The following is a 26030-nucleotide window of genomic DNA, read 5'->3' on the forward strand; positions in this document are numbered from 1 at the left end:
CTCCCTATACTGCCCGCGTTGCGTTCTAAAACCCTTAATATTGCAGGAGAATTATTATGGTACTGGTTACTCGTCAGGCCCCGGATTTCACCGCTGCGGCGGTACTGGGTAGCGGTGAGATTGTTGATAAATTCAACTTCAAACAGCACACCAATGGTAAAACGACCGTTCTGTTCTTCTGGCCGATGGACTTCACTTTTGTTTGCCCGTCTGAGCTGATCGCCTTTGATAAACGTTATGAAGAATTCCAGAAGCGCGGCGTTGAAGTAGTCGGCGTTTCTTTCGACTCTGAGTTTGTCCACAACGCATGGCGTAACACCCCTGTCGATAAAGGCGGCATTGGCCCGGTGAAATACGCAATGGTCGCCGACGTGAAGCGTGAAATTCAGAAAGCTTACGGTATCGAACATCCGGACGAAGGCGTTGCGCTGCGCGGCTCTTTCCTGATTGACGCAAACGGTATTGTTCGCCACCAGGTCGTAAACGATCTGCCGCTGGGTCGTAACATCGACGAAATGCTGCGTATGGTCGACGCGCTGCAGTTCCACGAAGAGCACGGCGATGTCTGCCCGGCGCAGTGGGAAAAAGGCAAAGAAGGCATGAACGCCTCTCCGGACGGCGTGGCTAAATACCTGGCTGAGAACATTTCCAGCCTGTAAGTCAGTGCATTGATAAAAGGCTCGCGAATGCGAGCCTTTTTTATGCGTGAGGTGTTACGAACCACCTCGCCTCAACGATTCATCCATACGGTCGCGGAAATCGCGGGTAAACTAAGTCTTCCCTCGCGGATGTTACCGCTTCCCGTTTTACATTGCCATCCGGCCACGTTCAGCAACGGCAACGCTTCCAGCGCCACTTCACAGGCCTCGCCCCGGTTAATCGCCACCAGCGCCCGCTGCTGCTGATAAACCCGCACGAATACCACTACGTCACCTTCGGCATACAGCGCCTGGCATCCGCCACGACGCAACGCCAGACTGCGCTGACGCAGTTTCGCCATACGCTGGTACAGCGCCAGCAAGTTGCCGTCCTGCCTGCGTTCATCCCACGGGAACGGTTTGCGGCACATGGGGTCATTTGCACCGTCCACGCCGACTTCATCGCCGTAATAAATACATGGCACGCCGGGCCAGGTAAACAGCCAGACCACCGCCAGCGGCAGGCGCGCCGCGTCTTTACCCAGCAGGGTTTTAAAGCGCGCAGTATCATGGCTGTCGAGTTGATTAAACATACGCAGTTGTTGCTGATGTGACAGCCCGGCGCGGTAGTTATCCATCCACGCGATACAGGTCCGGGCATCGATATGCTGTGGTTCGTAAGCGATATCAGTATTGGCGAGAAATCCCCACAGCGGGAAGGTGAAGCCGCGATAATTCATGGCGGCATCTTCCGCATCGGCCTGTAGCCACTGCCGCGCATCGCCGAAATGTTCCCCCACAATATAGGCTTCAGGCTGCGCCTCTTTTGCCGCCCGGGTAATGCCGGCAACGTGCTGCAAATTATGGCGCGCCCCGCCCGCCTCGCCCAGCATATGTACGACATCCAGCCGCCAGCCGTCCATATTCCACGGAGCCTTTAGCCAGTGACGAACGATACTGTCCTCACCGCGATAGATCTCATCCACCAGCGTTTCTGATTGATAATCGAGTTTCGGCAGGCTCGGATAACCCAGCCAGTCCAGCGCCACGCCTTGTGGTGAAAAGGAGTACCAGTCGCGCCACGGCGAGTCCGGGTGATGGCACGCGCCGCCAGTGCTGCGGTTATGCCTGTCAAACCACGCATGCGAGTCGCCGCTATGATTAAACACGCCATCCAGCACCAGCCTCATGCTCTGCGCCTGGGTTTCACGCCGCAGGCGTAGCAGCGCCCGATCGCCGCCAAATTGCGGATCGACATGGCGATAATCTTCCGTGTCGTACTTATGGACGCTCGGCGCGGTAAATACCGGATTCAGATATAGCGCTGTGGCGCCCAGTTTTTTCAGATACGGCAGCTTCTCACAAATGCCATTCAGACAGCCGCCGTAAAAGGTGGAACCGCCCGCTTGGGGAGTTAAAGGATCGTCCCAGTCGCGCAGCACAATCTCCTGACCTGCGGCATGATGGTAGTACACCCGGTCCTGATCGGCTTCACGCGTCGCGCTGCGGGCAAAACGATCCGGGAAGATCTGATAAAAAATTTGATCGGCGACCCACTGCGGGCCGCTATCCGGCGCATCAACGGCAAATTGTTCCAGACGCGCAGGCGGAAAACGGCTAAATCCCTGTGGCGTAAACCAAAGCTGGCGATCATGCCAAAGCAATTTAAAGCTGTAACGGCGACGGGGTTGCCCTAACGCGATATTGAGCGTCGCTCGCCACGCCGTCACGCCCGGCTGCGGCTGGCGGCGCTGTTTGCGCATCGCCAGTGAGATTTCTTCATTATCGAATTCTGAGCGCAACGTCACGCGAGACGGCGGATTTTCTCCGCTCAGCCACAGCGTAATGGTTAATTTGTCGTTATGTTGCTTCACAAATGGGGCAACCGGTAGGTGCCAGGCATTCAACATCTCGTATCCCCTCTACTGAAAATGGGGCCACCTTGCCATAGAGATTTAAAGGATAACTCATCATCCAGGGGTTTATTAGGGGAGGAGACTCCAGGAGGAGAAGCGGCTCCGCTTATCCGGCCTACCGTTGCCTGCAGACCGGATAAGGCAGAGAAAAACGACTACGCCTGCGCCAATTGACGGTCGCGACGGCGTTTAAACATCCAGCCAATCAACAGCAGAACTATCCAGGCGAAGCCCACATACAGTGAGATGCGGGTATCCGGATGGTAGCCGATAAGCGCAATAATGAAGACCAGGAAAATCAGACCCGCTATCGTCGTGACGACACCGCCCGGCACCTTAAATTTCAGCGCTTTTACCTCTTCCGGCGGTAAACGACGACGGAAGGCGATTTGCGACAGCAGGATCATAATCCATACCCATACCGTCGCAAACGTCGCCAGCGAGGCAATCACCAGGAAGACGTTTTCCGGCATGATGTAGTTCAGGTAAACCGCAAACAGTAGCGCAATCGTCATCACCAGTACAGTGACCCACGGAATACCACGGCGTGACGTTTTGGCAAAAATTTTCGGCGCGCTCCCCTGCTCCGCCATACCATGCAGCATACGGCCTACGCCAAACACATCGGAGTTGATAGCGGAAAGCGAGGCGGTCAATACCACAAAGTTCAGAATGCTGGCGGCAAAGGTAATCCCCATATGCTGGAACGTCAGCACAAATGGGCTGCCGTTTGTGCCGACCTGATTCCACGGATAGATAGACATAATGACGAACAGCGTGCCGACATAAAATACCAGGATACGCATCGGTACTGAGTTAATGGCGCGCGGAATGGATTTCTCCGGGTCTTTCGCTTCCCCAGCGGTGATACCGATAATCTCAATCCCGCCGTAAGCGAACATCACCATTTGCAGCGACATGATCATTCCCAGCCAGCCATTGCTGAAGAAGCCGCCGTTGCTCCACAGGTTATGAATGCCGGTCGGCTGCCCGCCGTTGCCAATTCCCCACACAATGATGCCGATACCCGCGACAATCATGATAATAATGGTGGCGACTTTGAAGAAGGAGAACCAAAACTCCAGCTCGCCGAACACCTTGACGCTCATCAGGTTGATGGCGCAAATGATCAGCACCACGCTAAGTACCCAAATCCAGTGCGGCACGGCGGGGAACCAGACTCCCATGTAAATGCCGAACGCGGTCACGTCGGCAATGGCGACGATCAGGATCTCAAAACAGTAGGTCCAGCCGGTAATGTAGCCCGCAAGCGGGCCGAGGTTTTCCTGCGCATAGCGCGAAAATGAGCTGGCGGCAGGGTTGTGAACGGACATTTCCCCCAATGCGCGCATAATGATATATGCCGCGACCCCGCCAATAATATAGGCCAACAGCACGCTCGGCCCCGCCATTTTGATGGCGTCCGCCGAGCCGTAAAACAGGCCGGTGCCGATTGCCGAACCTAATGCCATAAAGCGAATGTGCCGGGTGCTCAGCCCACGCTTTAGCTTATTATTGCTTTCCATCAATTTCTGACCTATCAACACAATAAAAAACCACGGGGCGTTAAGCCCCGTGGTGTACACATATGTCAGCGATTTTAGTGAGCGCTGGAGGTCACCTGCCGACCCGCCGCGCGATCCCAGATAATCGCCAGGATCACCATCACCACCGTTGGCATCAACCACGCCAGTCCCTGTTCCGCCAGCGGTAAACGCTGACTCCAGGCTGGCAGCATATCGCCAAAGGCAGATGCTTTGATGCCGTCAAGGATACCAAAAAGCAGACTGATAAACATGGCCGGCGCGATGATACGGGTGGAATTATGCCACCATGAGCGGGTAAAACTTAATACAACCAGTGCGATACACGGCGGATAGATAGCCGTCAGCACCGGAATGGAGATTTGAATCAGATGGCTCAGTCCAAGGTTTGACACCACCATAGAGAAGCCGCCGAGAATAAAGACCAGCGTGCGGTAAGACAGCGGAATATACTGCGCGAAAAACTCAGCGCAGGCGCAGGTCAGCCCCACCGCCGTCACCAGACACGCGATAAAGATCAGCGCCGCCAGCAGGAAGCTTCCCGCGCCGCCAAAGGTATGCTGAACGTAGGCATGAAGAATTGCCGCGCCGTTCGCTGACTGATCGACCAGCGTCGCGCTATCAGAACCTAAGCGGAACAAGGCAAGGTAAAGCAGCGTCAGCCCCACACCCGCCATCAGGCCGGCCCAGACCGTGTAACGCGTCAACAGGCGCGCTTCGGTAACGCCGCGAGAACGCGCCGCGTTCACAATAACGATACCAAACACCATCGCGCCCAGCGTATCCATCGTCAGATAGCCGTTCACAAATCCGTTAGAAAAGGCCGCATTCTGATAAGCGTCCAGGGCGTTGCTGATTGGACCGGCAGGCCAAACGATAGCCGCGACGGAAAGGATGACCAGCGCAATAATTTTCAACGGCGCCAGGAAATTCCCCACCGTATCCAGCAGCTTCCCCGGATAGAGGGAAACCAGAATAACGATAGCGAAATAGACCACGCTGTAAATCAGCAACGGCATTGCAGAATCGCCGGTCAACGGAGCGATACCGACCTCAAACGACACCGTCGCGGTACGCGGCGTCGCAAATAACGGCCCGACGGCCAGATAGCAAACGGTCGCCAGCAGGAGTCCCGCCACTTTGCCAATCGGCGTACTGAGGCTGTCTACGCCGCCGCCGACTTTCGCCAGCGCCACAACAGTAAGAACCGGTAGCCCTACGGCGGTAATCAGAAAGCCAATAGCGGCTGTCCAGACGTGTTCACCCGCCTGCAAACCGACCATAGGAGGAAAGATAATATTGCCTGCGCCAACGAACAGCGCAAATGTCATAAAGCCCAGGGCGATGATATCGCGCGATTTTAACTGATGGGTCATAAAGTCTTACTGCCTGTGGATGGTGATGTTGTAAACATTAAAATTTTTGCCTTTCCCGGAGGATTATAAAGCGGCGTTTTTTATCAATTTCAGCGGGAAAAGCTCCCGGACCGATGCGGCGAAGAATTGTTTTTCGATTTACCGCGCAAATGCAGTCGTAATGACAGCACCTGAAGCGCAATTTAAACGCTTATAACGTTTTAAAGCAAGGTGGGATCTAAAAACCAGATGAATATAGCGATATGAAATTTACAACCAGAATAAAACACCATTCTCATGAAAAAGTTATGGCTAATCATGCGAACAAAAAATCACCAAACGTTGAATGTTTCAACGAGCCCGTCTTAACTGCAAAGAAAATAAGCCAGCATCCGCTGGCTTATGGAAAGTTATACTTACGAAAGGCAATTAATCGCTATTTTTGGCAATTAAACGTTCCGGCAGCACAAAGCTAAATCGCGTTCCTTTGCCAGGCGAACTGTCGATTTCAAGGCGGCTTTCATGGTGATTCAACGCATGTTTCACAATCGCCAATCCCAGGCCGCTGCCGCCCGTTTGCCGCGAACGCGCTTTATCGACACGGTAGAAGCGTTCGGTCAGACGAGGAATATGCTCGGCAGCAATCCCCGGACCGTTATCTTGAATGCAAAATTCAGCGCCATGCGCGGCACGTCGCCAGCTCACCGTAATATGCGTTCCCGCCGGCGTATGGTTTACCGCGTTATACACCAGGTTTGAGATCGCGCTACGTAGCTGCTCTTCATTGCCCAGAACGCTAAGACTATCGTCGACCTCAAACGTAAAGGTATGTTTCTGCTGGCTGAGCGTCTGCGCTTCACGCTCCACGACCCGCAGCATCATCGGTACATCCACTTTTTCATTTAATAACAGCGCCGGGGCCGCCTCAATTTTAGACAGCGTAAGCAGTTGTTTTACCAGCCCTTCCATACGATACGTTTGCTCGCGCATCGTATGCAGCGCTTTCTCTCGCGTCGCCCCCTCCAGCGCCTGTTCCTGCATCATTTCCAGATAGCCTTGCAATACCGTCAATGGCGTACGCAATTCATGGCTAACGTTGGCGAAAAAGTTACGTCTGGCGCCTTCAAGCTGATGCATTTGCGTCACATCGCGCGCCACCATCAGGAGTTGTTTATCGGTATAAGGCATGACGCGGATCTCCAGGTGCCGCCCGGTATTGAGCACCAAATGAAGCGGACGGGTGAAATCACGCGTTTTTAAATACTGGGTAAACTCCGGATAACGCAGTAGATTGAGAATATTCTGCCCGTTGTCATCCGGCCAGCGTAGCCCCAGTATCTGTTGCGCCAAACCGTTACACCAAAAAATGCCGCCCTCTTCTGTGGTCAGTACCACGGCATCAGGCAGCGACTCCGCGCCGCTGCGAAAACGTTTAATCAGGTTCCCCAGCTCGCGGCGACGCTTCTTATTTCGCAACTGCATCTGGTGTAAACCGTATAACAGCGGTTCCCAACTTCCCCGTCCCGGCGGCGGCGTCATACTTCTGTCGACCCAAAGCCACCAGGAGAGGCGTAATAAATTCCAGAAATGCCAGATAAGCAGTCCCGTCACCGCCGCCAGTAAAAACCACGGCAGATAACCAAAAAAAGCGCTAAGGATAAGCGCGGGGATGCAACAGAGCACCAGCTCCAGCACCAGCCTTTTCCATGACAGCCGTTCCAGCACGCGTCATACTCCCTCAAGAATGGAAAGCCTTCTCCGCCAGAAACCTGTGTTCTACTGGCGGAAAAGGCATTAAAAGCGGGTCGAAAAACGATACCCTGTCCCGCGTACCGTTTGCACCATCCGGTCGTGGCCGCTGTGCTCCAGCGCCTTACGCAAACGGCGAATATGCACGTCGACCGTCCGGTCTTCAACGTACACATTGGTGCCCCAGACATGATTGAGTAGCTGTTCGCGGCTGTAAACCCGTTCCGGGTGCGTCATAAAGAAATGGAGTAATTTAAATTCGGTCGGCCCCATATCCAGCGGGCTGTCGCCGGTCATCACGCGGTGAGAGCCAGGATCAAGGCTCAGTCCCTGCATCTCGATCACCTCTTCGACCGCCATCGGCGAGATACGCCGCATAACGGCTTTAATGCGCGCCACCAACTCCTTGGGGGAAAACGGCTTGGTAATGTAATCGTCAGCGCCGGTTTCCAGCCCGCGCACACGATCTTCTTCCTCACCTCTTGCGGTCAGCATAACCACAGGAATATCCCGGGTCATGGCTTCACGTTTGAGATGTTTAATAAACTGTAACCCTGACCCGCCGGGCAACATCCAGTCAAGAAGGATGAGATCCGGCCAGGGTTCATTAAGTTTATTCACCGCACTGTCATAATCTTCGGCTTCTACGGGCTGAAAGCCATTTTGTTCGAGCACGAAGCACACCATTTCACGGATCGGCGCCTCATCTTCTACGACCAGAATACGTCTCGCCATAATTTGCCCTGTTAGTCGTTAGTTATCAATGCCGCGCCATTATGCGTCAGATTTATGACAGATTTATGAAAAAAAAAGGCGGCATTGATAGCATGTTGATGATTTATGACACCGGTGAAACCGTGCATTACCGTGTACCGGCGGTAAATTGCGCCCAAAAATGGAAGGGATGACGTGTATAATCCCGTTCACGCTTTTTTTGCATGGAACAATTATGCGCATCCTCCACACCTCTGACTGGCATCTGGGACAAAATTTCTACAGTAAAAGCCGCGCCGCGGAGCATCAGGCTTTTCTGGACTGGCTGCTGGAGACCGCGCAGGCCCATCAGGTGGATGCCATTATTGTCGCTGGCGATATTTTTGATACCGGTTCGCCGCCAAGCTATGCCCGAGAACTTTATAACCGTTTCGTCGTTAATTTACAGCAAACGGGTTGTCATCTGGTGGTGCTGGCCGGTAATCATGATTCCGTCGCCACGCTAAACGAGTCGCGCGACATTCTGGCGTTTCTCAATACAACCGTGATCGCCAGCGCGGGCTATGCGCCGCGGCTACTTCATCGTCGCGACGGTTCTCCGGGCGCCGTACTGTGCCCCATTCCCTTTTTGCGCCCGCGCGACATTCTTACCAGTCAGGCGGGATTATCCGGCAGCGAGAAACAGCAGCAACTTCTTCATGCGATTGCCGATTATTATCAACAGCAGTATCGGGAAGCATGCCAGCTACGCGGCGAACGAAAGCTGCCGGTTATCGCGACGGGGCATTTAACCACCGTCGGCGCCAGCAAAAGCGATGCGGTTCGCGACATTTATATCGGTACGCTGGATGCCTTTCCGGCGCAGCATTTCCCCCCAGCGGATTATATCGCATTAGGACACATTCACCGCGCGCAATGTGTCGGCGGCACGGAGCATATCCGCTATTGCGGCTCGCCCATCGCCCTCAGCTTTGATGAGTGCGGCAAAAGCAAATGCGTGCATCTGGTGACCTTCGAGCAGGGAAAATGGCAAAGCACCGAAAGTCTGGCTGTCCCCGTGACTCAACCGTTGGCGGTTTTAAAAGGCGACCTGGCATCAATTACCGAACAGCTTGAGCAGTGGCGCGGCGTTGAGCAATCGCCCCCCGTCTGGCTGGATATTGAAATCACAACCGATGACTATCTGCACGATATCCAACGCAGAATACAGACATTAACGGAGTCACTCCCCGTAGAGGTATTACTGGTGCGCCGTAGCCGCGAACAGCGCGAGCGCTCGCTGGCGAACGAGCGGCGGGAAACATTAAGCGAGCTTAGCGTGGAGGAGGTTTTTGCGCGGCGTCTGGCGCTGGAAGCGTTAGATCCCCCGCAGCGCGAGCGCCTGAATCAGCTCTTTTCCAGCACGCTCTACGCGTTGAATGAGGAGCATGAGGCATGAAAATTCTCAGTTTGCGTCTGAAAAACCTGAACTCGCTGAAAGGAGAATGGAAGGTCGACTTTACCGCCGAACCGTTTGCCAGTAACGGGTTATTCGCCATTACCGGCCCGACCGGCGCGGGAAAAACCACCTTGCTTGACGCCATCTGCCTGGCGCTGTACCACGAAACGCCGCGCCTGAATACGGTATCGCAGTCGCAAAACGATTTGATGACGCGCGATACGGCGGAATGTCTGGCCGAAGTGGAGTTTGAGGTAAAAGGCGAAGCCTGGCGCGCGTTCTGGAGCCAGAACCGAGCCCGAAATCAGCCTGACGGCAATCTCCAGGCCCCACGCGTGGAGCTGGCGCGGTGTTCAGACGGAAAGATCTTTGCCGATAAGGTAAAGGATAAACTGGAGATGATCGCCACGTTGACCGGGCTGGACTACGGGCGCTTCACCCGTTCGATGTTGTTATCACAGGGGCAGTTCGCCGCCTTTCTTAACGCCAAAGCGAAAGAGCGCGCAGAGCTTCTGGAGGAGCTCACCGGCACTGAGATTTACGGGCAGATCTCCGCACAGGTATTTGAAAAACATAAATCAGCCCGTCTCGAACTGGAAAAGTTACAAGCGCAGGCCAGCGGCGTCGCCCTATTGGCGGACGAACAGTTACAGCAACTGGAAGCTAGTTTGCAGGCGCTTACTGACGAAGAGAAACGCCTGCTGGCCGACCAGCAGGTACAGCAGCAGCACCTTCACTGGCTGACCCGAAAAAACGAGCTCCACACTGAATTACACGCCCGGCAGCAGGCGCTGTACGCAGCGCAAGAGGCGCGAGAAAAAGCGCAGCCGCAGCTCGCGGCGCTGACTCTGGCGCAACCTGCTCGCCAGTTGCGTCCGCATTGGGAGCGCATTCAGGAACAAACCCGCGCCGTTGAGCGTGTTCGCCAGCACAGTGATGAAGTGAATGCTCGCTTACAAAGCGCGTATCGCCTGCGCCAGCGTATCCGCGCCTGCGCGCATCGACAATTCACGCAACTGAACGCCACAGGGCAGCGATTGAAGACATGGCTGGCGGAACACGACGGCATCCGCGTCTGGCGCAGCGAACTGGCGGGGTGGCGAGCATTATTAACACAACAATCCCACGATCGGGCGCAACTGAGCCAATGGCAACAGCAGTTGCTGAGCGATACGCGTCAGCGTGATGCGCTACCGCCGCTCACGCTCGACCTCACGCCACAGGCGCTGGCGGAAGCCAGAGCATTGCATACTCGGCAGCGTCCGCTACGCCATCGTCTCGCCGCGCTTCAGGGGCAAATTCTCCCGAAACAAAAGCGTCAGGCGCAGCTACAGGCAGCTATCGCGCGTCATCATCAGGAGCAGGCGCAATACACCCAACGTCTGGCGGATAAGCGTCTGAGTTATAAGACTAAAGCGCAGGAGCTTGCGGACGTTCGCACTATTTGCGAGCAGGAGGCGCGCATCAAAGATCTGGAAAGCCAGCGGGCGCACTTACAGTCCGGCCAGCCGTGTCCGCTTTGCGGCTCGACGACGCACCCCGCCATCGCCGCCTATCAGGCGCTGGAACTGAGCGCGAATCAAACCCGCCGCGACGCGCTGGAAAAAGAGGTCAAAACGCTGGCGGAAGAAGGCGCGGCGCTGCGAGGACAGTTAGATGCCTTAACGCAACAATTACAGCGGGATGAAAGCGAGGCGCAGTCGTTGTTGCAGGAGGAGCAAGCGCTTACTGAGGAATGGCAAACGCTGTGCGCTACGCTGGGCGTTCAGCTCCAGCCGCAAGAAGACCTCGCGGGCTGGCTGACCGCCGCGGAAGAGCATGAGCAACAGTTGGATCAGCTCAGCCATCGTCATGCTCTACAAACGCAAATCGCGGCGCATACTGAACAGGTAGCGCGCTTTACCGCGCAGATTGCGCAGCGTCAGGCGTCGCTGACGGCTGATTTGGCGCAGTATACGCTTTCCCTTCCTGCCCCAGAAGACGAAGCCTCATGGCTGAATGAGCGCGCCGACGAAGCGAAAATATGGCAACAGCGTCAGACTGAGTTCGCGGATTTGCAAACGCAGATCGACAGGCTTGCCCCGTTGCTGGAGACGCTACCGCAAACGGATACCGCGGATTCCGACGACGACGTGCCGCTGGATAACTGGCGGCAGGCGCATGATGAGTGCGTGTCATTACAAAGCCAGTTGCAAACCCTGCAGGAACAGACGACGCAGGAACAGCAGCGCGCCGCCGAGGCGATAGCGCACTTTGATGCGGCGTTAAAAAATAGCCCGTTTGACAGCCAGGCAACGTTCCTGGCGGCGTTGCTGGATGAAGAGACCGTGACCCGTCTGGAAAAACAACAACAAACGCTGGAAAGTCAGCTACAACAAGCGAAGGCGTTAAGCGCGCAGTCCACGCAGGCGCTGGCTGACCATCAGCAACAGCCGCCCGCCGGTCTGGACCCAACGTGTACGGCGGAGCAGCTCGCGCAGCGGCTGACGCAGTTGGCGCAACAACTGCGTGAAAACACGACACGCCAGGGGGAAATCCGCCAGCAAATTAAACAGGATGCAGATAATCGGCAGCGCCAACGCGCGCTGATGGCGGAAATGAAACAAGCCTCTCAGCAAGTGGAAGACTGGGGCTATCTCAATGCGCTGATCGGCTCTAAAGAAGGTGATAAGTTCCGCAAATTCGCCCAGGGACTGACGCTGGATAATCTGATCTGGCTGGCGAATCATCAGCTCACCCGCCTGCATGGCCGCTATTTATTGCAGCGCAAAGCCAGCGACGCGCTGGAACTGGAGGTTGTCGATACCTGGCAGGCCGACGCCGTGCGCGATACGCGAACGTTATCAGGCGGCGAAAGTTTCCTGGTCAGCCTGGCGCTGGCGCTGGCGTTATCAGATTTGGTCAGCCATAAAACGCGCATTGATTCTTTGTTCCTCGACGAAGGCTTCGGCACGCTTGATAGCGAAACGCTGGACGCCGCGCTGGATGCGCTCGACGCGCTGAATGCCAGCGGGAAGACCATCGGTGTGATTAGCCATGTGGAAGCCATGAAAGAACGTATCCCCGTGCAGATAAAAGTGAAAAAAATCAATGGGCTTGGTTATAGCAAACTGGACAAAGCGTTTGCTGTGGCGTAACGCGAGTGTCATCCTGCGCACAGCATACTGTCATGACATAGCATAATAATGAATACACAAAGACGGATAAGGAATGGTATTACCTCGCGCTTATCCGCAAGCTATACGTTGATTGGCTGTGACAATTCACAGCCACAGCGCGCAACATGCGCCTTTATTTTCGGCAGGTGGTATGAAAAAAGTTATTTTTTCTTTGGCGCTGGGTACGTTCGGACTGGGGATGGCCGAGTTTGGCATTATGGGCGTGCTGACGGAGCTGGCACGCGATGTCGGGATAACGATTCCCGCCGCCGGGCATATGATCTCGTTTTACGCCTTCGGCGTCGTGCTGGGCGCGCCTGTTATGGCGCTCTTTTCCAGCCGCTTTTCGCTTAAACATATACTGCTGTTTCTGGTCACGCTGTGCGTGATGGGCAATGCCATATTTACCTTTTCCTCGTCATATCTGATGCTCGCCGTCGGCAGACTGGTTTCCGGCTTTCCGCACGGCGCCTTTTTTGGCGTCGGCGCCATTGTCCTGTCAAAGATTATCCGCCCCGGGAAAGTCACCGCCGCCGTCGCGGGTATGGTTTCAGGAATGACGGTGGCGAATCTGGTGGGCATTCCGGTCGGCACTTACCTGAGCCAGGAATTTAGCTGGCGCTACACCTTTTTATTGATCGCGGTTTTCAACATCGCTGTGCTCACCGCAATTTTCTTCTGGGTGCCGGATATTCATGACAAAGCCCAAGGCAGCCTGCGCGAGCAGTTCCACTTCTTGCGTAGTCCCGCGCCGTGGCTCATTTTCGCCGCCACGATGTTCGGCAATGCGGGCGTTTTTGCCTGGTTCAGCTATATCAAGCCATTTATGATGTACATCTCCGGTTTTTCGGAGACGAGCATGACGTTTATTATGATGCTGGTCGGGCTGGGGATGGTGTTAGGCAATCTGTTAAGCGGCAAACTCTCCGGCAGATATACTCCGCTGCGCATCGCGGTAGTGACTGACCTCGTTATCGTGCTCTCTCTCATGGCGCTCTTTTTCTTCAGCGGATACAAAACGACATCGCTGACTTTCGCGTTTATCTGCTGCGCTGGTCTGTTTGCGCTCTCTGCGCCGCTGCAAATCCTGCTACTGCAAAACGCCAAAGGCGGCGAACTGCTGGGCGCGGCGGGAGGGCAAATCGCGTTTAATCTCGGTAGCGCGATTGGCGCCTGGTGCGGCGGGCTGATGCTGACACTAGGTTTTGCGTACCACTACGTGGCGCTTCCCGCCGCCCTGCTCTCGTTTTCCGCCATGTCGTCGTTGCTGGTATACGGACGTCTAAAACACAAGCAGCCATCGGTCACGCCGGTTGCCGGATGACGCCATCCGGCTAAAAACGTTACGCCAGCGGCCACAGCCAGGCCGCGCCGCGCACGCCGCTTGAATCGCCATGCCGCGCCTTACGTACCGGCGTCTCGCACTCGCCGCCAAAAACAAACGATTTCATCAGCGACGGAACCGTCTTGTACAGGCGTTCAACATTGCTCATACCGCCGCCCAGCACAATGACATCCGGATCCAGAATATTCACGACATGAGATAATGCTTTCGCCAGCCGTAGCTCATAACGGCTTAACGCCAGTTCCGCCACGGCGTCCTGCGCGTCGACCAGACGAATAATCTCATCGCCTTTTAGCGCTTTACCGCTCAAACGCTGGTAATCCATGGCAAATCCCGTACCGGAAATAAAGGTTTCGATACAGCCTTGTTTACCGCAATAACAGGGAATTTCTTCGCGGTAACACAACTCATCGTCATCCATCCACGGCAACGGATTGTGGCCCCATTCGCCTGCCGTACCGTTGCCGCCGATGTGCGCCCGGCCATTTAGCGCTACGCCCGCGCCGCACCCGGTACCGATAATCACCGCAAATACCGTTTGCGCCCCCGCCGCCGCGCCATCTACCGCCTCTGATACCGCCAGGCAATTGGCATCGTTGGCTAACCGCACTTCACGCTTCAGACGACGGCTCACATCGCTATCGAACGGCTGGCCGTTAAGCCACGTAGAGTTAGCGTTTTTCACCACGCCGGTGTAAGGCGAGAGAGAACCGGGAATGCCAATGCCGACGCTACCGGTCTGGCCGGTCGCCTGTTCCGCCATGTCGACCAGCGTAGCGATGGTTTCTATCGTTTGCTGATAATCCTCCCGCGGCGTAGGCAGACGATGGCGAAACCGCTGCTCTCCTGCATCATCAAGCGCAATGACTTCCGTTTTTGTGCCGCCTAAATCGATACCAATACGCACATACCGCTCCTCATTTTTTGGGAATATCAACAGGGTAGAATTCACCGTTCTGATTGGCAATGCAAGCCTGCCGACAATTCGTTACTATACCGCCTGGATTTAACGACAAGGCCGTGGAAATTATCATGCTGTGGTTCAAAAATTTAATGGTTTACCGTCTTAGCCGCGATATTACATTACGCGCCGAAGAGATGGAGAAACAGCTCGCCTCAATGACGTTTACCCCATGCGGTAGCCAGGATATGGCCAAAATGGGCTGGGTTCCGCCGATGGGCTCTCACAGCGATGCGTTAACGCACACCGCCAATGGCCAAATTATTATTTGCGCGCGCAAAGAAGAGAAAATCCTGCCATCGCCAGTGATCAAACAGGCACTGGAGGCGAAAATCCAGAAACTGGAAGCCGATCAGGGACGCAAGCTGAAGAAGACGGAAAAAGATTCCCTGAAGGATGAAGTGTTGCATTCGTTGCTGCCGCGCGCGTTTAGCCGCTTCAGTCAGACAATGATGTGGATTGATACCGTTAACGGCCTGATTATGGTTGACTGCGCCAGCGCGAAAAAAGCGGAAGATACTTTGGCGCTACTGCGTAAAAGTCTTGGCTCGCTGCCGGTCGTCCCGCTGGCGCTGGAAAATCCGATTGAGCTGACGCTCACAGAGTGGGTGCGCTCCGGTACGGTCGCTCAGGGTTTCCAGTTGCTGGACGAAGCCGAATTGAAAGCGATGCTGGAAGATGGCGGCGTGATCCGCGCGAAAAAGCAGGATCTGGTCAGCGACGAGATCGCCGTTCATATTGAAGCGGGTAAAGTGGTCACGAAGCTGGCGCTCGACTGGCAGCAGCGCATTCAATTCGTCATGTGCGACGACGGCTCCATTAAGCGTCTGAAATTCTGCGATGAGCTGCGCGATCAGAACGAAGATATCGACCGGGAAGATTTTGCCCAACGTTTTGACGCGGACTTTATCCTGATGACCGGCGAGCTGGCGGCGCTGATTCAAAGCCTGGTGGAAGGATTAGGCGGCGAAGCGCAGCGCTAACCAGAGGGTCCCTCTCCGCCGGAGAGGGGACTCACCGTTACAAATAGCGGCACAGATACGAGGTGGGCTCAGCAACCTGGAGATGAAACTCGCTGTGGCCAGGCACGTTAAACACCTCACCGGCTGTATACACTTTCCATTCGACAGTTCCTGGCAACAGTACCTTCAACGCGCCGCTCACAACCGTCATCTCTTCGGGTTCGGCAGTGCCAAAGGTATACTCCCCTTCCGCCATCACACCGACGCTGGCCCGGCCGGTGCTACTGCTGGTAAATCCAATAGACTTCACTTTCCCGGAAAAGTATTCATTGCTTTGTAGCATAATCAGGCCCCGTCTCATTATTAAATTAACACCCAATATAGAGTCCTGACGTTCGGCCTGTCACGTAAAATTAGACAAGCAGTTCTGAAGCTAACCGCGCAATCAAAACGTTAGAGAGTAAAACCGGCACATCCAGCGCCTGCTGTAAAATATCCCGATGACGCTGATGAAAACCCAGACAATCCAGCATAATGACGTCCGCGCCTTGATCCAATAGCGCCTGCCCGGCATCAATTAACTGTTGCTCAGAACCGTGAACCGGATTCGCCAGCGAATACACCGGCGGCATTTGCAATACCTGCCATTTTTTCTCCTGGGCCGCCAGAAGTTCTGCAACAGGCACAATCACGCCCACCTGATGCCCATCCACAATAGAGGCGACAAGCGGTGGAATAATACGCAGCGGTTCAAGCAAAATAGAATTACGGGCTGCCATACTTTTAATCGCCGCGGTGCTCATCAGTATAATGACATCGTAACCCTGGTTATCCAGCACCTCGACAACGCTCTGTAAATCTCGCTCCACTTTCTGGCGGGAAACATGGGCTATCTGGTTATCATTCAGCAACGTCAAAAGCGGATCGTCGCCAGGCTCTACAGCGTAATCCGCCATAACGTCTTCCCGGCTCATTTTTCCCAGCAGGCTATGATGGGTGATGTGTTGTTCGTCGATGTATTCCGTCAGAAGCGGTAACACTTCGCTCATTGGCACAACGCCGATTGTGAGGATTGCCAACGACGCACTCATTTTTATTCCACCTTATTACTTCGTCGTAATTCCCGGGCAAATATTCACACGCTCACCGCGCTACCTGCCCTACAAATCTCAGAAAGCGTAGCAGCAGATGAGCAACGTATTGTGTAAAGATTCCAAATAACTCCAATATTGTATTGTTATCGCTTAATTTACGGTTTTAGTTGCCAGTATAAATGTTTCAAGAATGTGATGGAGATACAATTTAGGGGTACTCAGAATCCCTTCCGAGTGGTTCATGCGTCTATGATTTATCCGGATCTTCGTAACGTTTTTTCGCATCCATCGCTTCTTCTGCGGTCGGATGCTCGCTGATGAGCGAATCAGGTTTCGGATGGTCAGCCCGTAGCTGATACCACGTCACCGTCTGGCCCGGCGTGCCTTTTTCAATGGTGACGATATAAGCTTCCCGCGGATAAGGTGGTCTGGTTGGCATAGCGTTTCCTTTATTCTGGGTGAGCGTTAAGTATAGACATCTCCCTGTAACCGTTGCGTCGACGGCGGCAGCGCCGCAATAATTTCAGAAACGACCTGGGCCGGCGCTTTCGTCGCGTCAATAATGTAATGCGCCGTTTCGCGATACAACGCGTCACGCTGCTCAAGCACTTCCCGAACCTCTTCGCTCAACGGCTTGCCGGTGAGGGTCGGGCGCAGATCCGCTTCAGGTTCAGCCTCAAGCCGGTTAACCAGCGTGGATACCGGCGCGCACAGATAAATCACTACGCCAACACGGTGCATATAACGTCGGTTATACTCCGTGAGAATAATACCGCCTCCCGTCGCCACGACAGTCGAAGGCGCGCTTACCGCCTCCAGGGCCGCGGTTTCCCGGGCGCGGAACCCTCCCCAGCCTTCTTTTTCAACGATATCAGCGACGCTCATCTGCACGTGCGATTGCAGCCAGCGGTCGGTATCTGCAAACCGAAAACCGGTTGCCTGCGCCAGCGCCATACCGATGGTGGTTTTCCCACAGCCCCGCGGGCCAACAAGATAAAGAGGTTGCATCATAGCAGGCGTTCCCCCAGGAACTGCGCATACGCAGGATTTGATATCAGCAATGTTATAATCATATCATCTAACTAGTACAACGCATAAATGTAAATAATAATTTACACAAAGATACTAAAGTCACAATATTAGTACTATAGCAAGAATCAGAAATGAATAAACTGTAAATTTTTCATTACAGGATTTATTTTTTACGCTGGCTTTCCAGCCACCACTTATCCAGCTCGGCGGCAAAATGCTGACGATCGCGCGGCGAGAGACTGTTTGGTCCCCCCGTTTGTACGCCGCTGGCGCGTAGCGTGTCCATAAAGTCACGCATCGTCAGACGTTCGCGAATCGTGGCGTCGCTATAGCGTTCTCCCCGGGGATTAAGAGCCGCAGCACCTTTTTCCAGCACTTCAGCCGCCAGCGGAATATCTGCGGTAATCACCAGATCGCCCGCTTCGCATTGACGGACGATTTCGTTATCCGCCACGTCAAACCCGGCGGCCACGCGGAGCGTGCGGATAAAACGCGAAGGCGGCACGCGCAAGGCCTGATTGGCAACCAGAATAAGCGGTAACTGCATCCGCTCGGCGGCGCGGTACAAAATTTCTTTAATGACATTCGGACACGCATCCGCATCCACCCAGATGGTCATAATGTCTCCCGTACGATATACAATCTTTTATTGTCTCGCGCTTTTGCCTTTCATCAAAGTGCTGTTTCTCCTTCTGCCCGTTTTCAATCCGCGTTAAGCTAACCATTCCCCATAACACACAAACATAGGGAGTGACGAGATGGAGAAGAAAATCGGTTTTATTGGCTGCGGTAATATGGGCAAGGCTATTCTTGGCGGACTGATTGCCAGCGGTCAGGTACTTCCCGGCCAGATCTGGGTCTACACCCCCTCCCCCGATAAAGTTGCCGCCCTGCATGACCAGTACGGCATTAATGCGGCGCAAAGCGCGCAGGAAGTCGCTCAGGTCGCGGATATCGTTTTCGGCGCGGTAAAACCGGGCATTATGGTGAAAGTGCTCAGTGAAATCTCCTCCAGCCTGAACAAAGACTCGCTGGTGGTCTCTATCGCCGCAGGCGTAACGCTTGATCAGCTTGCGCGCGCGCTGGGACACGACCGTAAAATCATTCGCGCTATGCCGAATACGCCGTCGCTGGTCAACGCAGGAATGACCTCCGTCACGCCCAACGCGCTGGTCACACCGGAAGATACGGCTGATGTGCTGAATATTTTCCGCTGCTTTGGCGAGGCGGAAGTAATTGCTGAGCCGATGATCCATCCGGTGGTTGGCGTGAGCGGATCTTCGCCGGCCTATGTCTTTATGTTTATCGAGGCGATGGCGGACGCTGCCGTTCTGGGCGGTATGCCTCGCGCTCAGGCTTATAAATTCGCCGCGCAGGCCGTCATGGGGTCGGCGAAAATGGTACTCGAAACCGGAAAGCATCCCGGCGAACTGAAAGATATGGTGTGCTCGCCTGGCGGAACGACGATTGAAGCCGTACGCGTTCTGGAAGAACGTGGCTTCCGCGCTGCGGTAATAGAAGCGATGACGAAGTGTATGGAAAAATCAGAGGCGCTCAGTAAATCCTGAAGCCCGGCTGGACGTCATGCCGCCACTTCGGTGCGGTTACGTCCGGCATTCTTTGCTTTGTAAAGCGCCATATCCGCAGACTTTAACCATTCCCGATAATGACCGATTTGTGGCGTTAACGGCGCCACGCCCACGCTGATACGTAACATGACCTGCGGCGCGCCCGGTAAGCGTAAGGTATTTAGCCGTTCATGCACTCGCGACATGGCGGTAATCGCGCTGTCTGCCGGCGTTCCGCACATAATCACCGCAAATTCGTCGCCGCCAAAGCGCCCGATAATATCACTCCCGCGTAGCGTTATCTGTAATTGACGCGTCAGGGCGATAATAGCCTCATCCCCAACATCATGCCCCCAGGTATCGTTAATGCTCTTAAAATGATCGATGTCGATAATCAACAATGTCGCCTCCCGATGGTGGCGCCGGCTGTGATCGAATTCATTACGTAATAAAATTTCCCAGTGGCGTCGGTTATAGACGCCGGTCATGCCATCCCGCGAACTCATCGCCTGCAAGCGTCGCTTATGTTCCGCTAATTTAATGGCCGTTTGATAACTTACCCAGGCGAACAGAAGCGGATACAACATAATGACGGGCAAAGAGAGCGTGACTTCCAGCGACGAGCTTCGCATCGCGACGGGTAGCCCGGTAAGCTGCAACGTCACCAGACATGACGCCAGCAAAAGCCCCATTCCGGCAGTGAATAGCCGCCGCCCGCCAGCGCCCATCAGATTCATGCTCATCATCATAAACAGCGCGGCGGCAGGCAACATATTGACGCCCATCAGCGCAATCCACATACCGGAGAGGATCGCATCCACTTTCAGGTTGTAAATTTCCTGGCGTAGCGGATCAAGGGCTTTCGCCGCCCACTGCCACGCCAGATGCGGCCAGACAAAAGACCAGCCGACCAGCAATAGCCACCAGCCGCCAAAGACAGGTTGCGACACTAACACGGCGGCCACCGGTAAAAACATCCCCCCTAACCCCACCGCGCGCGGTAGCCTGATGCGCCGGGCGAAGCGCAACCCGGAGCGCTGACGATCATCAGGAGGGTCAGGCGGCGCTACCGCCTGTTCAACCGCTTTTCGGTAAAAATTTTCATCATTCATTATTTTTGGGAACATTTAGAAACAATTTTCCCAAATTATAGAAACAGAGCGCATGGAGGGAGTATGAAATTTCGGGTGAGTGTTTTTCAGGGCTCACCCGATAGCACTACGCCGCTTTTTTCAGGCAGGCGCTCATAAACTTGCTACGGTCATCGCCTTTCAGTGATTGTTCCGTCGCCTGAACATTGCATTCACGCATTTTCTGCTGTTGCGGCGTCAGGCTTTTCTCGCCAGGGGCTGACTGGCTGTTTTTCAGGCAGTCGCTAAGGTAGGTTTTACGCGCATCGCCTTTCAACGCTTGCGCTGTCGCCTGCTGATTACAGGCCGTCATGCGCTGCTGTTGCGGCGTTAACGGTTTCTCGGTTGCGCCGACGGCGGTTAAAAAGACCAGGCCAAAAAGTAAAGTCACCAGTAATGTTATTTTCATAGCACCATCCTTTTGTCAGTGTACACATTACACGTTGTCCCTTTGGGAAATATCCCAGGGACTTTATATAAGTCTGGCTGTTACTGGCAAAAATACCACCCGGCTGTAAAAGTATTACTTACCGTTAGCAATAGATGTTTTATTGATTGACAAACCGTAGGCTAATGTGCAATTCGATTATCCACAGTTACACTGGCAGGATGCAGAAGAACAGCGCATAACGTTACACTGTTATTACCATAGCCGCTTCGTTTTTATTTTGCTCTGTATTACCCAGAAGAAAATAAAAACGAAGCGGCTATGTTATTTCATAAAAGTAACGTTATAACAACTGTGTTGTTTTAAAATACGATTAGTGCCGGGGGTGTCTCAGCAACTTTTTTACATATTGGCGCAGCAATTCCGTATCGTGATCAGGAACGCTGGCATCCGGCTTTACGCCTTCAAGTGCCCCCTCTACCTGACGTATCAACATCTCCTGCTCGTTTTGCGCCATGTTACGTAACATTGCTGTGACGATAATCTCTAACGCTTCTACCTGAGCAACCAGTTCTTTCGACTCTTCTTCTTTTTGGGCTAGCTTAAGCAACAACTCTGCTATGAGATTTTTCATGACCATATTTCCTTATTAGTTCCAGGGGGACGTTATCACTATGAAGAACCACTGCCTAGAGGCTGAAAGTACTATTTTTATGATACAGGAAGAACTTTACACAAATAATTATCACTGTCGCCGCAGCGAAACGTTTCTCAGACCGAAAACGAGACGATAATAAACCATCAAAAAACAATAATCACGCTATATCATAATTTAAGGTTATGCCATCTATAGAAAAACTTCACGGATAAAGAATATATCTTTTAATTTAAATCATATCGTAACGGCAGAAGCGCCGTTACGATGCACCGCTATTGGCCTTTCGCTTTTTGCGCGTTACGCCGACGACGTAACGCCAGGGTCAGTTGTCCAATATTGATCAACACGATCGCCGCCGTAGCGATAAAAACCCAGCGGAAACCGGCCATCGCCGATACCGTCGCGCCCATCAACGGCCCAACCACGTTGCCCAGGTACATAAATGACTGGTTGTAGCCAAAAATACGTCCGGTAATTTGGTCGCTGGAGTATTTCACCAATAACGTTTGTACGGCGGGTAACATCGCGCCATCGGCAAAGCCCAACAAGAAACGCAACAGTCCCAACTGGAACGGCGTGGTGACCCAGGACATCGCGAAGAAAAGCAGCACTGCGCAGATAAGCGTGGCCATCAGAATTCTTTCCGTGCCGATTCTGTCGCCAAGTTTTCCCAGGCGCGGCGCGGAGATAAGCGCGGAGATACCGGGCACCGAGGCAATTAACCCGCTAAGAAAGGCGATGTTATTACTGTCCGGCATCATTGATTTGATAAACAGCGCCAGAATTGGACTGATGGAACCATTACAGAGTTGAATGACCATCGTGGTAAAAAACAAACTGATCACCAGCGCAGGATAAGGTAACGATGCAAAAACGGCTTTACCGCTCAGGCGTTCGCTTTTCCTGATGACCGGACGCACGCCTTCTTTAATTAAAAATAGCGTGACCAGAAAGCTCACCACCAACAGCATGGCGGTAATCAGAAATACCGCCCGCAGCCCGATATGATCCGCGACAAAGCCGCCCATTAACGGCCCGCCGATAACGCCGCTAATCTGCGCGGTAGAAAGCGTACTGAGCGCCCAGCCGCTACGTTCGCGCGGTACCTGAGAGGCTACCAGCGCCATGGCATTGGGGATATAGCCTGACGTTAACCCCATGATTCCGCGCAGCAGGAAAAGTTGCCAGACATGGGTCGCAAATGCCTGCAGTAGAATAGCTATCGCCATCCCGAGCGACGCGCGCAATAGCATCAGTTTACGCCCTTTACGATCGGCGAGACTGCCCCACATCGGCGACACAATGGCGGAAATAAGAAACGTGATGCTAAACGTTAACCCGGACCACATTGATAACGCTTCATGGGAAGAGACGCCAAGCTGGGAAATATAAAGGGGTAAGAATGGCAGGATTTGGCTGATTGCCAGCCCGGTAAAAAAACATCCAAACCAAACGGAAATTAGATTAACTTTCCAGGATTCCATAAGACTCGTAACGGTAAGTAGCTGAAAATACGCGTTAGCTTAGCAAGTTCTCTTTTTCCTGGTGGTTCCAGAGGTGCGATACGTCACACTTTGCTATTTTGTCTCCCCGTTCATCATTTTTGTGAAACATGTCACATTATATAGCCACGCAAGGCAGACGTTTATGCTTTAACGACACACGCCGTAGCCCCGCATTCCAAGATGAAAATGGTTAGCATGAGCAGCGTTATAGTCAGGCCCGAGCCCATTGCCATAATAATGGCAACTGGCGTTTAACATAGCGCGTAACCAGGGCCCCGTCTCCTGACGCCCCCAGCCGCGCAGAACAGTGATTTTTCGGCCATCTGATAGCTGAAACCCGCTGACATCCAGCGCTTCTGCGCTGGCATGTTCACTGCGACGCGCATCCGGGCGGTGATAAATATTACGGCAGGCATAGCTGCCCAGATGTTCGATGCGGGTCAGGCGGCGCTTCATCCACGTTTCTGTTAAAGGTTTTGCCTGCTGTTCGACAAACAGCGCGGAGCGCAGCGCCAGCGGGCAGGAGGCTAAAAAACTGCTGCTCAGTTTGACCTGACCAAAATCTCTGACGCGCACAACATGGGACAAGGGACATTCACCAGCGCTATCCGCAACAGGTTGTGATGAAATTAATCCCTGTTGATTGGCCGCCGTCAACAGCTCCCGGCACTGCGACGGCGTAAGGCGCTGTAGTTTGAAGGTCGTGATCCAGCCTGGCGGATCGGCAAGTTGTAGCGGAGCAAAAGGATTATAATAAGAGGGAAGATAACGATATCCCAGCCCGCCAATGCCGCCCAACAGCACAATAATCAGAAAACCCTTACCTCTCACGCGGCCTCCGTTCTCACATCCCATAAACATTATGGCAGAAGCCCGCGAAACCCGCGTTTTGTCGTGGTAATGTATACGCTTTGCATTCGATGGAATGGGTTTTTAAGATGGCGAAATTGCGGGTAGGAATAGTATTTGGCGGTAAGTCGGCGGAACATGAAGTGTCTTTGCAATCAGCGAAAAATATCGTTGATGCGATCGATAAAACCCGCTTCGACGTGGTGCTGTTAGGGATAGATAAGGCAGGACAATGGCATGTTAACGATGCGGAAAATTATTTGCAGAATGCAGACGATCCGGCACATATCGCGCTACGTCCTTCGGCAATCAGTCTGGCCCAGGTGCCTGGCAAACATCAACACCAATTGATTAACGCCCAGAACGGGCAGCCGCTACCGACGGTAGATGTTATTTTTCCTATCGTCCACGGTACGCTGGGCGAAGACGGCTCATTGCAGGGGATGCTGCGCGTCGCAAACTTACCGTTTGTCGGTTCAGACGTGCTGAGCTCCGCAGCCTGCATGGATAAAGACGTCGCCAAACGACTGCTACGCGATGCAGGACTGAATATCGCCCCGTTTATTACACTCACCCGAACGAATCGTCACGCGTTTAGTTTTGCCGAGGTTGAATCCCGTCTGGGACTGCCGCTGTTCGTTAAGCCCGCCAATCAGGGCTCTTCGGTCGGCGTCAGTAAAGTCGCTAACGAAGCGCAATATCAGCAGGCGGTCGCGCTGGCTTTCGAATTCGATCATAAAGTGGTGGTGGAGCAAGGGATCAAAGGGCGCGAGATCGAATGCGCCGTATTAGGTAACGATAACCCACAGGCCAGTACCTGCGGCGAAATCGTACTGAATAGCGAATTTTACGCCTACGATACTAAGTATATTGATGATAACGGCGCACAAGTTGTCGTGCCTGCGCAGATCCCTTCCGAGGTGAATGACAAGATCCGCGCGATCGCGATCCAGGCTTATCAGACGCTGGGGTGCGCGGGTATGGCGCGTGTCGATGTCTTCTTAACGGCAGACAATGAGGTCGTGATTAACGAGATTAATACGCTGCCAGGTTTTACCAATATCAGTATGTATCCAAAACTCTGGCAGGCGAGCGGATTGGGCTATACCGATTTGATCAGCCGTCTGATTGAGCTGGCGCTGGAACGCCATACGGCGAATAACGCCTTAAAAACCACGATGTAATACCGCACGCCCGATAGCGCAACGTTTATCGGGCGTCTTTTACCTCACCATCTTCGCGCCGACGAATAATGAACCCCGCCAGCCAGAAGCTAATAATCCACGTTACCAGCCCAACGCCATAGGTTTGCCATCCTTTCGCCTCAAAACCCAGCAATCCTACGACACCATTCAAAATAAAGATAAGGCCAATAGAGAAGGCATAGTAGTGCCAGTCACGACGAATTTTTACAGGCAAACGCATAACGACTCCGACGTATTAACAGCAACAAAAACGTATTTTTGCATACTTCTGGCGAGCGAGTCTGTGGGGGATACGGAATTTCTTAAATGTTAATTGATTTTGATAAAAGTGATCGTTTTGTGACAACTAACAAAAATTTACGCGATGGATACATTCCGTATGTGAAATTACCATGATTCTGATATTGACAAACACAATGACCTGTCAGACTTCACAGTAAGCCGATGGCATAACGCCAGATCGTAGCCGATCATCCTGGAGGTCTTTATGGCTGATTTCACTCTCTCAAAATCGCTGTTCAGCGGGAAGCATCGAGAAACCTCCTCTACGCCCGGAAATATTGCTTACGCCATATTTGTACTGTTTTGCTTCTGGGCCGGAGCGCAACTCTTAAACCTGCTGGTTCATGCGCCGGGCATCTATGAGCATCTGATGCAGGTACAGGATACAGGTCGACCGCGGGTAGAGATTGGGCTGGGCGTCGGGACGATTTTTGGCCTGGTGCCCTTCCTCACGGGCTGCCTCATTTTCGCCGTTATCGCCGCGTTTTTACGCTGGCGTCACCGTCACCAATAAACCTTAGCGCGCTGGAGAAAGTATC

The 26030-nt window shown here is 53.6% G+C and carries 25 protein-coding genes; 8 read left to right on the forward strand and 17 right to left on the reverse strand.

What is annotated here, in order from left to right:
- Positions 1 to 56: 56 nt before the first annotated feature.
- The gene (locus ACLJR2_RS09375; RefSeq protein WP_000244731.1) at positions 57 to 659 is read left to right on the forward strand and encodes a peroxiredoxin; all 603 of its coding nucleotides are present in this window, start codon (positions 57 to 59) and stop codon (positions 657 to 659) included.
- Positions 660 to 730: 71 nt separating this feature from the next.
- Here the strand turns inward: ACLJR2_RS09375 and malZ are convergent, their stop codons facing one another.
- From malZ to phoB, 5 genes are all read right to left on the reverse strand, one after another.
- Positions 731 to 2548, reverse strand: coding sequence for a maltodextrin glucosidase (malZ, locus tag ACLJR2_RS09380; RefSeq protein ID WP_000930718.1), 1818 nt, complete (start codon positions 2546 to 2548; stop codon positions 731 to 733).
- Between the two features lie 161 nt (positions 2549 to 2709).
- The gene (gene proY / locus ACLJR2_RS09385) at positions 2710 to 4080 is read right to left on the reverse strand and encodes a proline-specific permease ProY (protein ID WP_001727981.1); all 1371 of its coding nucleotides are present in this window, start codon (positions 4078 to 4080) and stop codon (positions 2710 to 2712) included.
- A gap of 74 nt (positions 4081 to 4154) precedes the next feature.
- The gene (brnQ, locus tag ACLJR2_RS09390) at positions 4155 to 5474 is read right to left on the reverse strand and encodes a branched-chain amino acid transporter carrier protein BrnQ (protein ID WP_000149625.1); all 1320 of its coding nucleotides are present in this window, start codon (positions 5472 to 5474) and stop codon (positions 4155 to 4157) included.
- 408 nt (positions 5475 to 5882) lie between these two features.
- Entirely contained in the window at positions 5883 to 7178 is a 1296-nt protein-coding gene (gene phoR, locus ACLJR2_RS09395; protein WP_000893633.1) for a phosphate regulon sensor histidine kinase PhoR, read from the reverse strand.
- A 69-nt stretch (positions 7179 to 7247) separates the two neighbouring features.
- Positions 7248 to 7937, reverse strand: coding sequence for a phosphate response regulator transcription factor PhoB (gene phoB / locus ACLJR2_RS09400; protein ID WP_000113921.1), 690 nt, complete (start codon positions 7935 to 7937; stop codon positions 7248 to 7250).
- 214 nt (positions 7938 to 8151) lie between these two features.
- On the opposite strand from phoB, the gene sbcD reads away from it, so the two are divergent.
- The 3 genes from sbcD to araJ all read left to right on the forward strand — a co-directional run bounded on the left by sbcD (position 8152) and on the right by araJ (position 13836).
- Positions 8152 to 9354: an exonuclease subunit SbcD gene (gene sbcD / locus ACLJR2_RS09405; RefSeq protein WP_001221266.1), complete on the forward strand. Its 1203-nt coding sequence runs from the start codon at positions 8152 to 8154 to the stop codon at positions 9352 to 9354.
- Positions 9351 to 12491: an exonuclease subunit SbcC gene (sbcC, locus tag ACLJR2_RS09410; RefSeq protein WP_001534028.1), complete on the forward strand. Its 3141-nt coding sequence runs from the start codon at positions 9351 to 9353 to the stop codon at positions 12489 to 12491. Before sbcD ends, sbcC begins: the two co-directional genes overlap by 4 nt.
- A gap of 172 nt (positions 12492 to 12663) precedes the next feature.
- Positions 12664 to 13836 (forward strand): MFS transporter AraJ, encoded by a 1173-nt coding sequence (gene araJ / locus ACLJR2_RS09415; RefSeq protein ID WP_000755627.1) that lies wholly within the window; start codon positions 12664 to 12666, stop codon positions 13834 to 13836.
- 19 nt (positions 13837 to 13855) lie between these two features.
- Here araJ and mak read toward each other — a convergent pair whose 3' ends face one another.
- The gene (mak, locus tag ACLJR2_RS09420) at positions 13856 to 14764 is read right to left on the reverse strand and encodes a fructokinase (protein ID WP_001219264.1); all 909 of its coding nucleotides are present in this window, start codon (positions 14762 to 14764) and stop codon (positions 13856 to 13858) included.
- Between the two features lie 125 nt (positions 14765 to 14889).
- Here mak and rdgC point away from each other — a divergent pair, with 125 nt between their 5' ends.
- Positions 14890 to 15801, forward strand: a complete 912-nt coding sequence (rdgC, locus tag ACLJR2_RS09425) for a recombination-associated protein RdgC (protein WP_000964305.1) — start codon at positions 14890 to 14892, stop codon at positions 15799 to 15801.
- 37 nt (positions 15802 to 15838) lie between these two features.
- Here the strand turns inward: rdgC and ppnP are convergent, their stop codons facing one another.
- The 5 genes from ppnP to ACLJR2_RS09450 form a co-directional block, all read right to left on the reverse strand.
- Entirely contained in the window at positions 15839 to 16123 is a 285-nt protein-coding gene (gene ppnP, locus ACLJR2_RS09430) for a pyrimidine/purine nucleoside phosphorylase (RefSeq protein WP_000941953.1), read from the reverse strand.
- A 70-nt stretch (positions 16124 to 16193) separates the two neighbouring features.
- Positions 16194 to 16871, reverse strand: coding sequence for an AroM family protein (locus tag ACLJR2_RS09435; protein WP_001276437.1), 678 nt, complete (start codon positions 16869 to 16871; stop codon positions 16194 to 16196).
- 250 nt (positions 16872 to 17121) lie between these two features.
- Entirely contained in the window at positions 17122 to 17313 is a 192-nt protein-coding gene (gene yaiA, locus ACLJR2_RS09440) for a protein YaiA (RefSeq protein ID WP_001143161.1), read from the reverse strand.
- Between the two features lie 26 nt (positions 17314 to 17339).
- Positions 17340 to 17885, reverse strand: coding sequence for a shikimate kinase AroL (gene aroL, locus ACLJR2_RS09445; RefSeq protein ID WP_000983569.1), 546 nt, complete (start codon positions 17883 to 17885; stop codon positions 17340 to 17342).
- A gap of 184 nt (positions 17886 to 18069) precedes the next feature.
- Positions 18070 to 18525 (reverse strand): YaiI/YqxD family protein, encoded by a 456-nt coding sequence (locus ACLJR2_RS09450; protein WP_000158134.1) that lies wholly within the window; start codon positions 18523 to 18525, stop codon positions 18070 to 18072.
- Positions 18526 to 18664: 139 nt separating this feature from the next.
- Between ACLJR2_RS09450 and proC the strand changes: the two genes are divergently transcribed.
- The gene (gene proC / locus ACLJR2_RS09455) at positions 18665 to 19474 is read left to right on the forward strand and encodes a pyrroline-5-carboxylate reductase (RefSeq protein WP_000412193.1); all 810 of its coding nucleotides are present in this window, start codon (positions 18665 to 18667) and stop codon (positions 19472 to 19474) included.
- A 14-nt stretch (positions 19475 to 19488) separates the two neighbouring features.
- Here the strand turns inward: proC and adrA are convergent, their stop codons facing one another.
- From adrA to ACLJR2_RS09480, 5 genes are all read right to left on the reverse strand, one after another.
- On the reverse strand, positions 19489 to 20601 hold the full coding sequence (adrA, locus tag ACLJR2_RS09460) for a diguanylate cyclase AdrA (protein ID WP_000484081.1): 1113 nt from the start codon (positions 20599 to 20601) through the stop codon (positions 19489 to 19491).
- A gap of 91 nt (positions 20602 to 20692) precedes the next feature.
- Entirely contained in the window at positions 20693 to 21013 is a 321-nt protein-coding gene (psiF, locus tag ACLJR2_RS09465) for a phosphate starvation-inducible protein PsiF (RefSeq protein WP_000705161.1), read from the reverse strand.
- 352 nt (positions 21014 to 21365) lie between these two features.
- Positions 21366 to 21626 (reverse strand): anti-adapter protein IraP, encoded by a 261-nt coding sequence (iraP, locus tag ACLJR2_RS09470; RefSeq protein ID WP_001518423.1) that lies wholly within the window; start codon positions 21624 to 21626, stop codon positions 21366 to 21368.
- 296 nt (positions 21627 to 21922) lie between these two features.
- Positions 21923 to 23134 carry a multidrug efflux MFS transporter gene (locus tag ACLJR2_RS09475; RefSeq protein ID WP_000446772.1) on the reverse strand — a complete coding sequence of 404 codons (1212 nt, stop codon included), beginning with the start codon at positions 23132 to 23134 and terminating at the stop codon, positions 21923 to 21925.
- A gap of 168 nt (positions 23135 to 23302) precedes the next feature.
- Positions 23303 to 24016, reverse strand: coding sequence for an extensin family protein (locus ACLJR2_RS09480; protein WP_000480794.1), 714 nt, complete (start codon positions 24014 to 24016; stop codon positions 23303 to 23305).
- 77 nt (positions 24017 to 24093) lie between these two features.
- On the opposite strand from ACLJR2_RS09480, the gene ddlA reads away from it, so the two are divergent.
- Entirely contained in the window at positions 24094 to 25188 is a 1095-nt protein-coding gene (gene ddlA, locus ACLJR2_RS09485) for a D-alanine--D-alanine ligase (protein WP_001096588.1), read from the forward strand.
- Between the two features lie 25 nt (positions 25189 to 25213).
- Here ddlA and ACLJR2_RS09490 read toward each other — a convergent pair whose 3' ends face one another.
- Positions 25214 to 25429, reverse strand: coding sequence for a DUF2754 family protein (locus tag ACLJR2_RS09490; protein WP_001239242.1), 216 nt, complete (start codon positions 25427 to 25429; stop codon positions 25214 to 25216).
- Positions 25430 to 25696: 267 nt separating this feature from the next.
- On the opposite strand from ACLJR2_RS09490, the gene ACLJR2_RS09495 reads away from it, so the two are divergent.
- Entirely contained in the window at positions 25697 to 26005 is a 309-nt protein-coding gene (locus ACLJR2_RS09495; protein WP_000763139.1) for a YaiY family protein, read from the forward strand.
- Positions 26006 to 26030 lie beyond the last annotated feature (25 nt).

The sequence above is a fragment of the Salmonella sp. SAL03688 genome (assembly GCF_046551895.1).
Classification (GTDB): Bacteria; Pseudomonadota; Gammaproteobacteria; order Enterobacterales; family Enterobacteriaceae; genus Salmonella; species Salmonella enterica.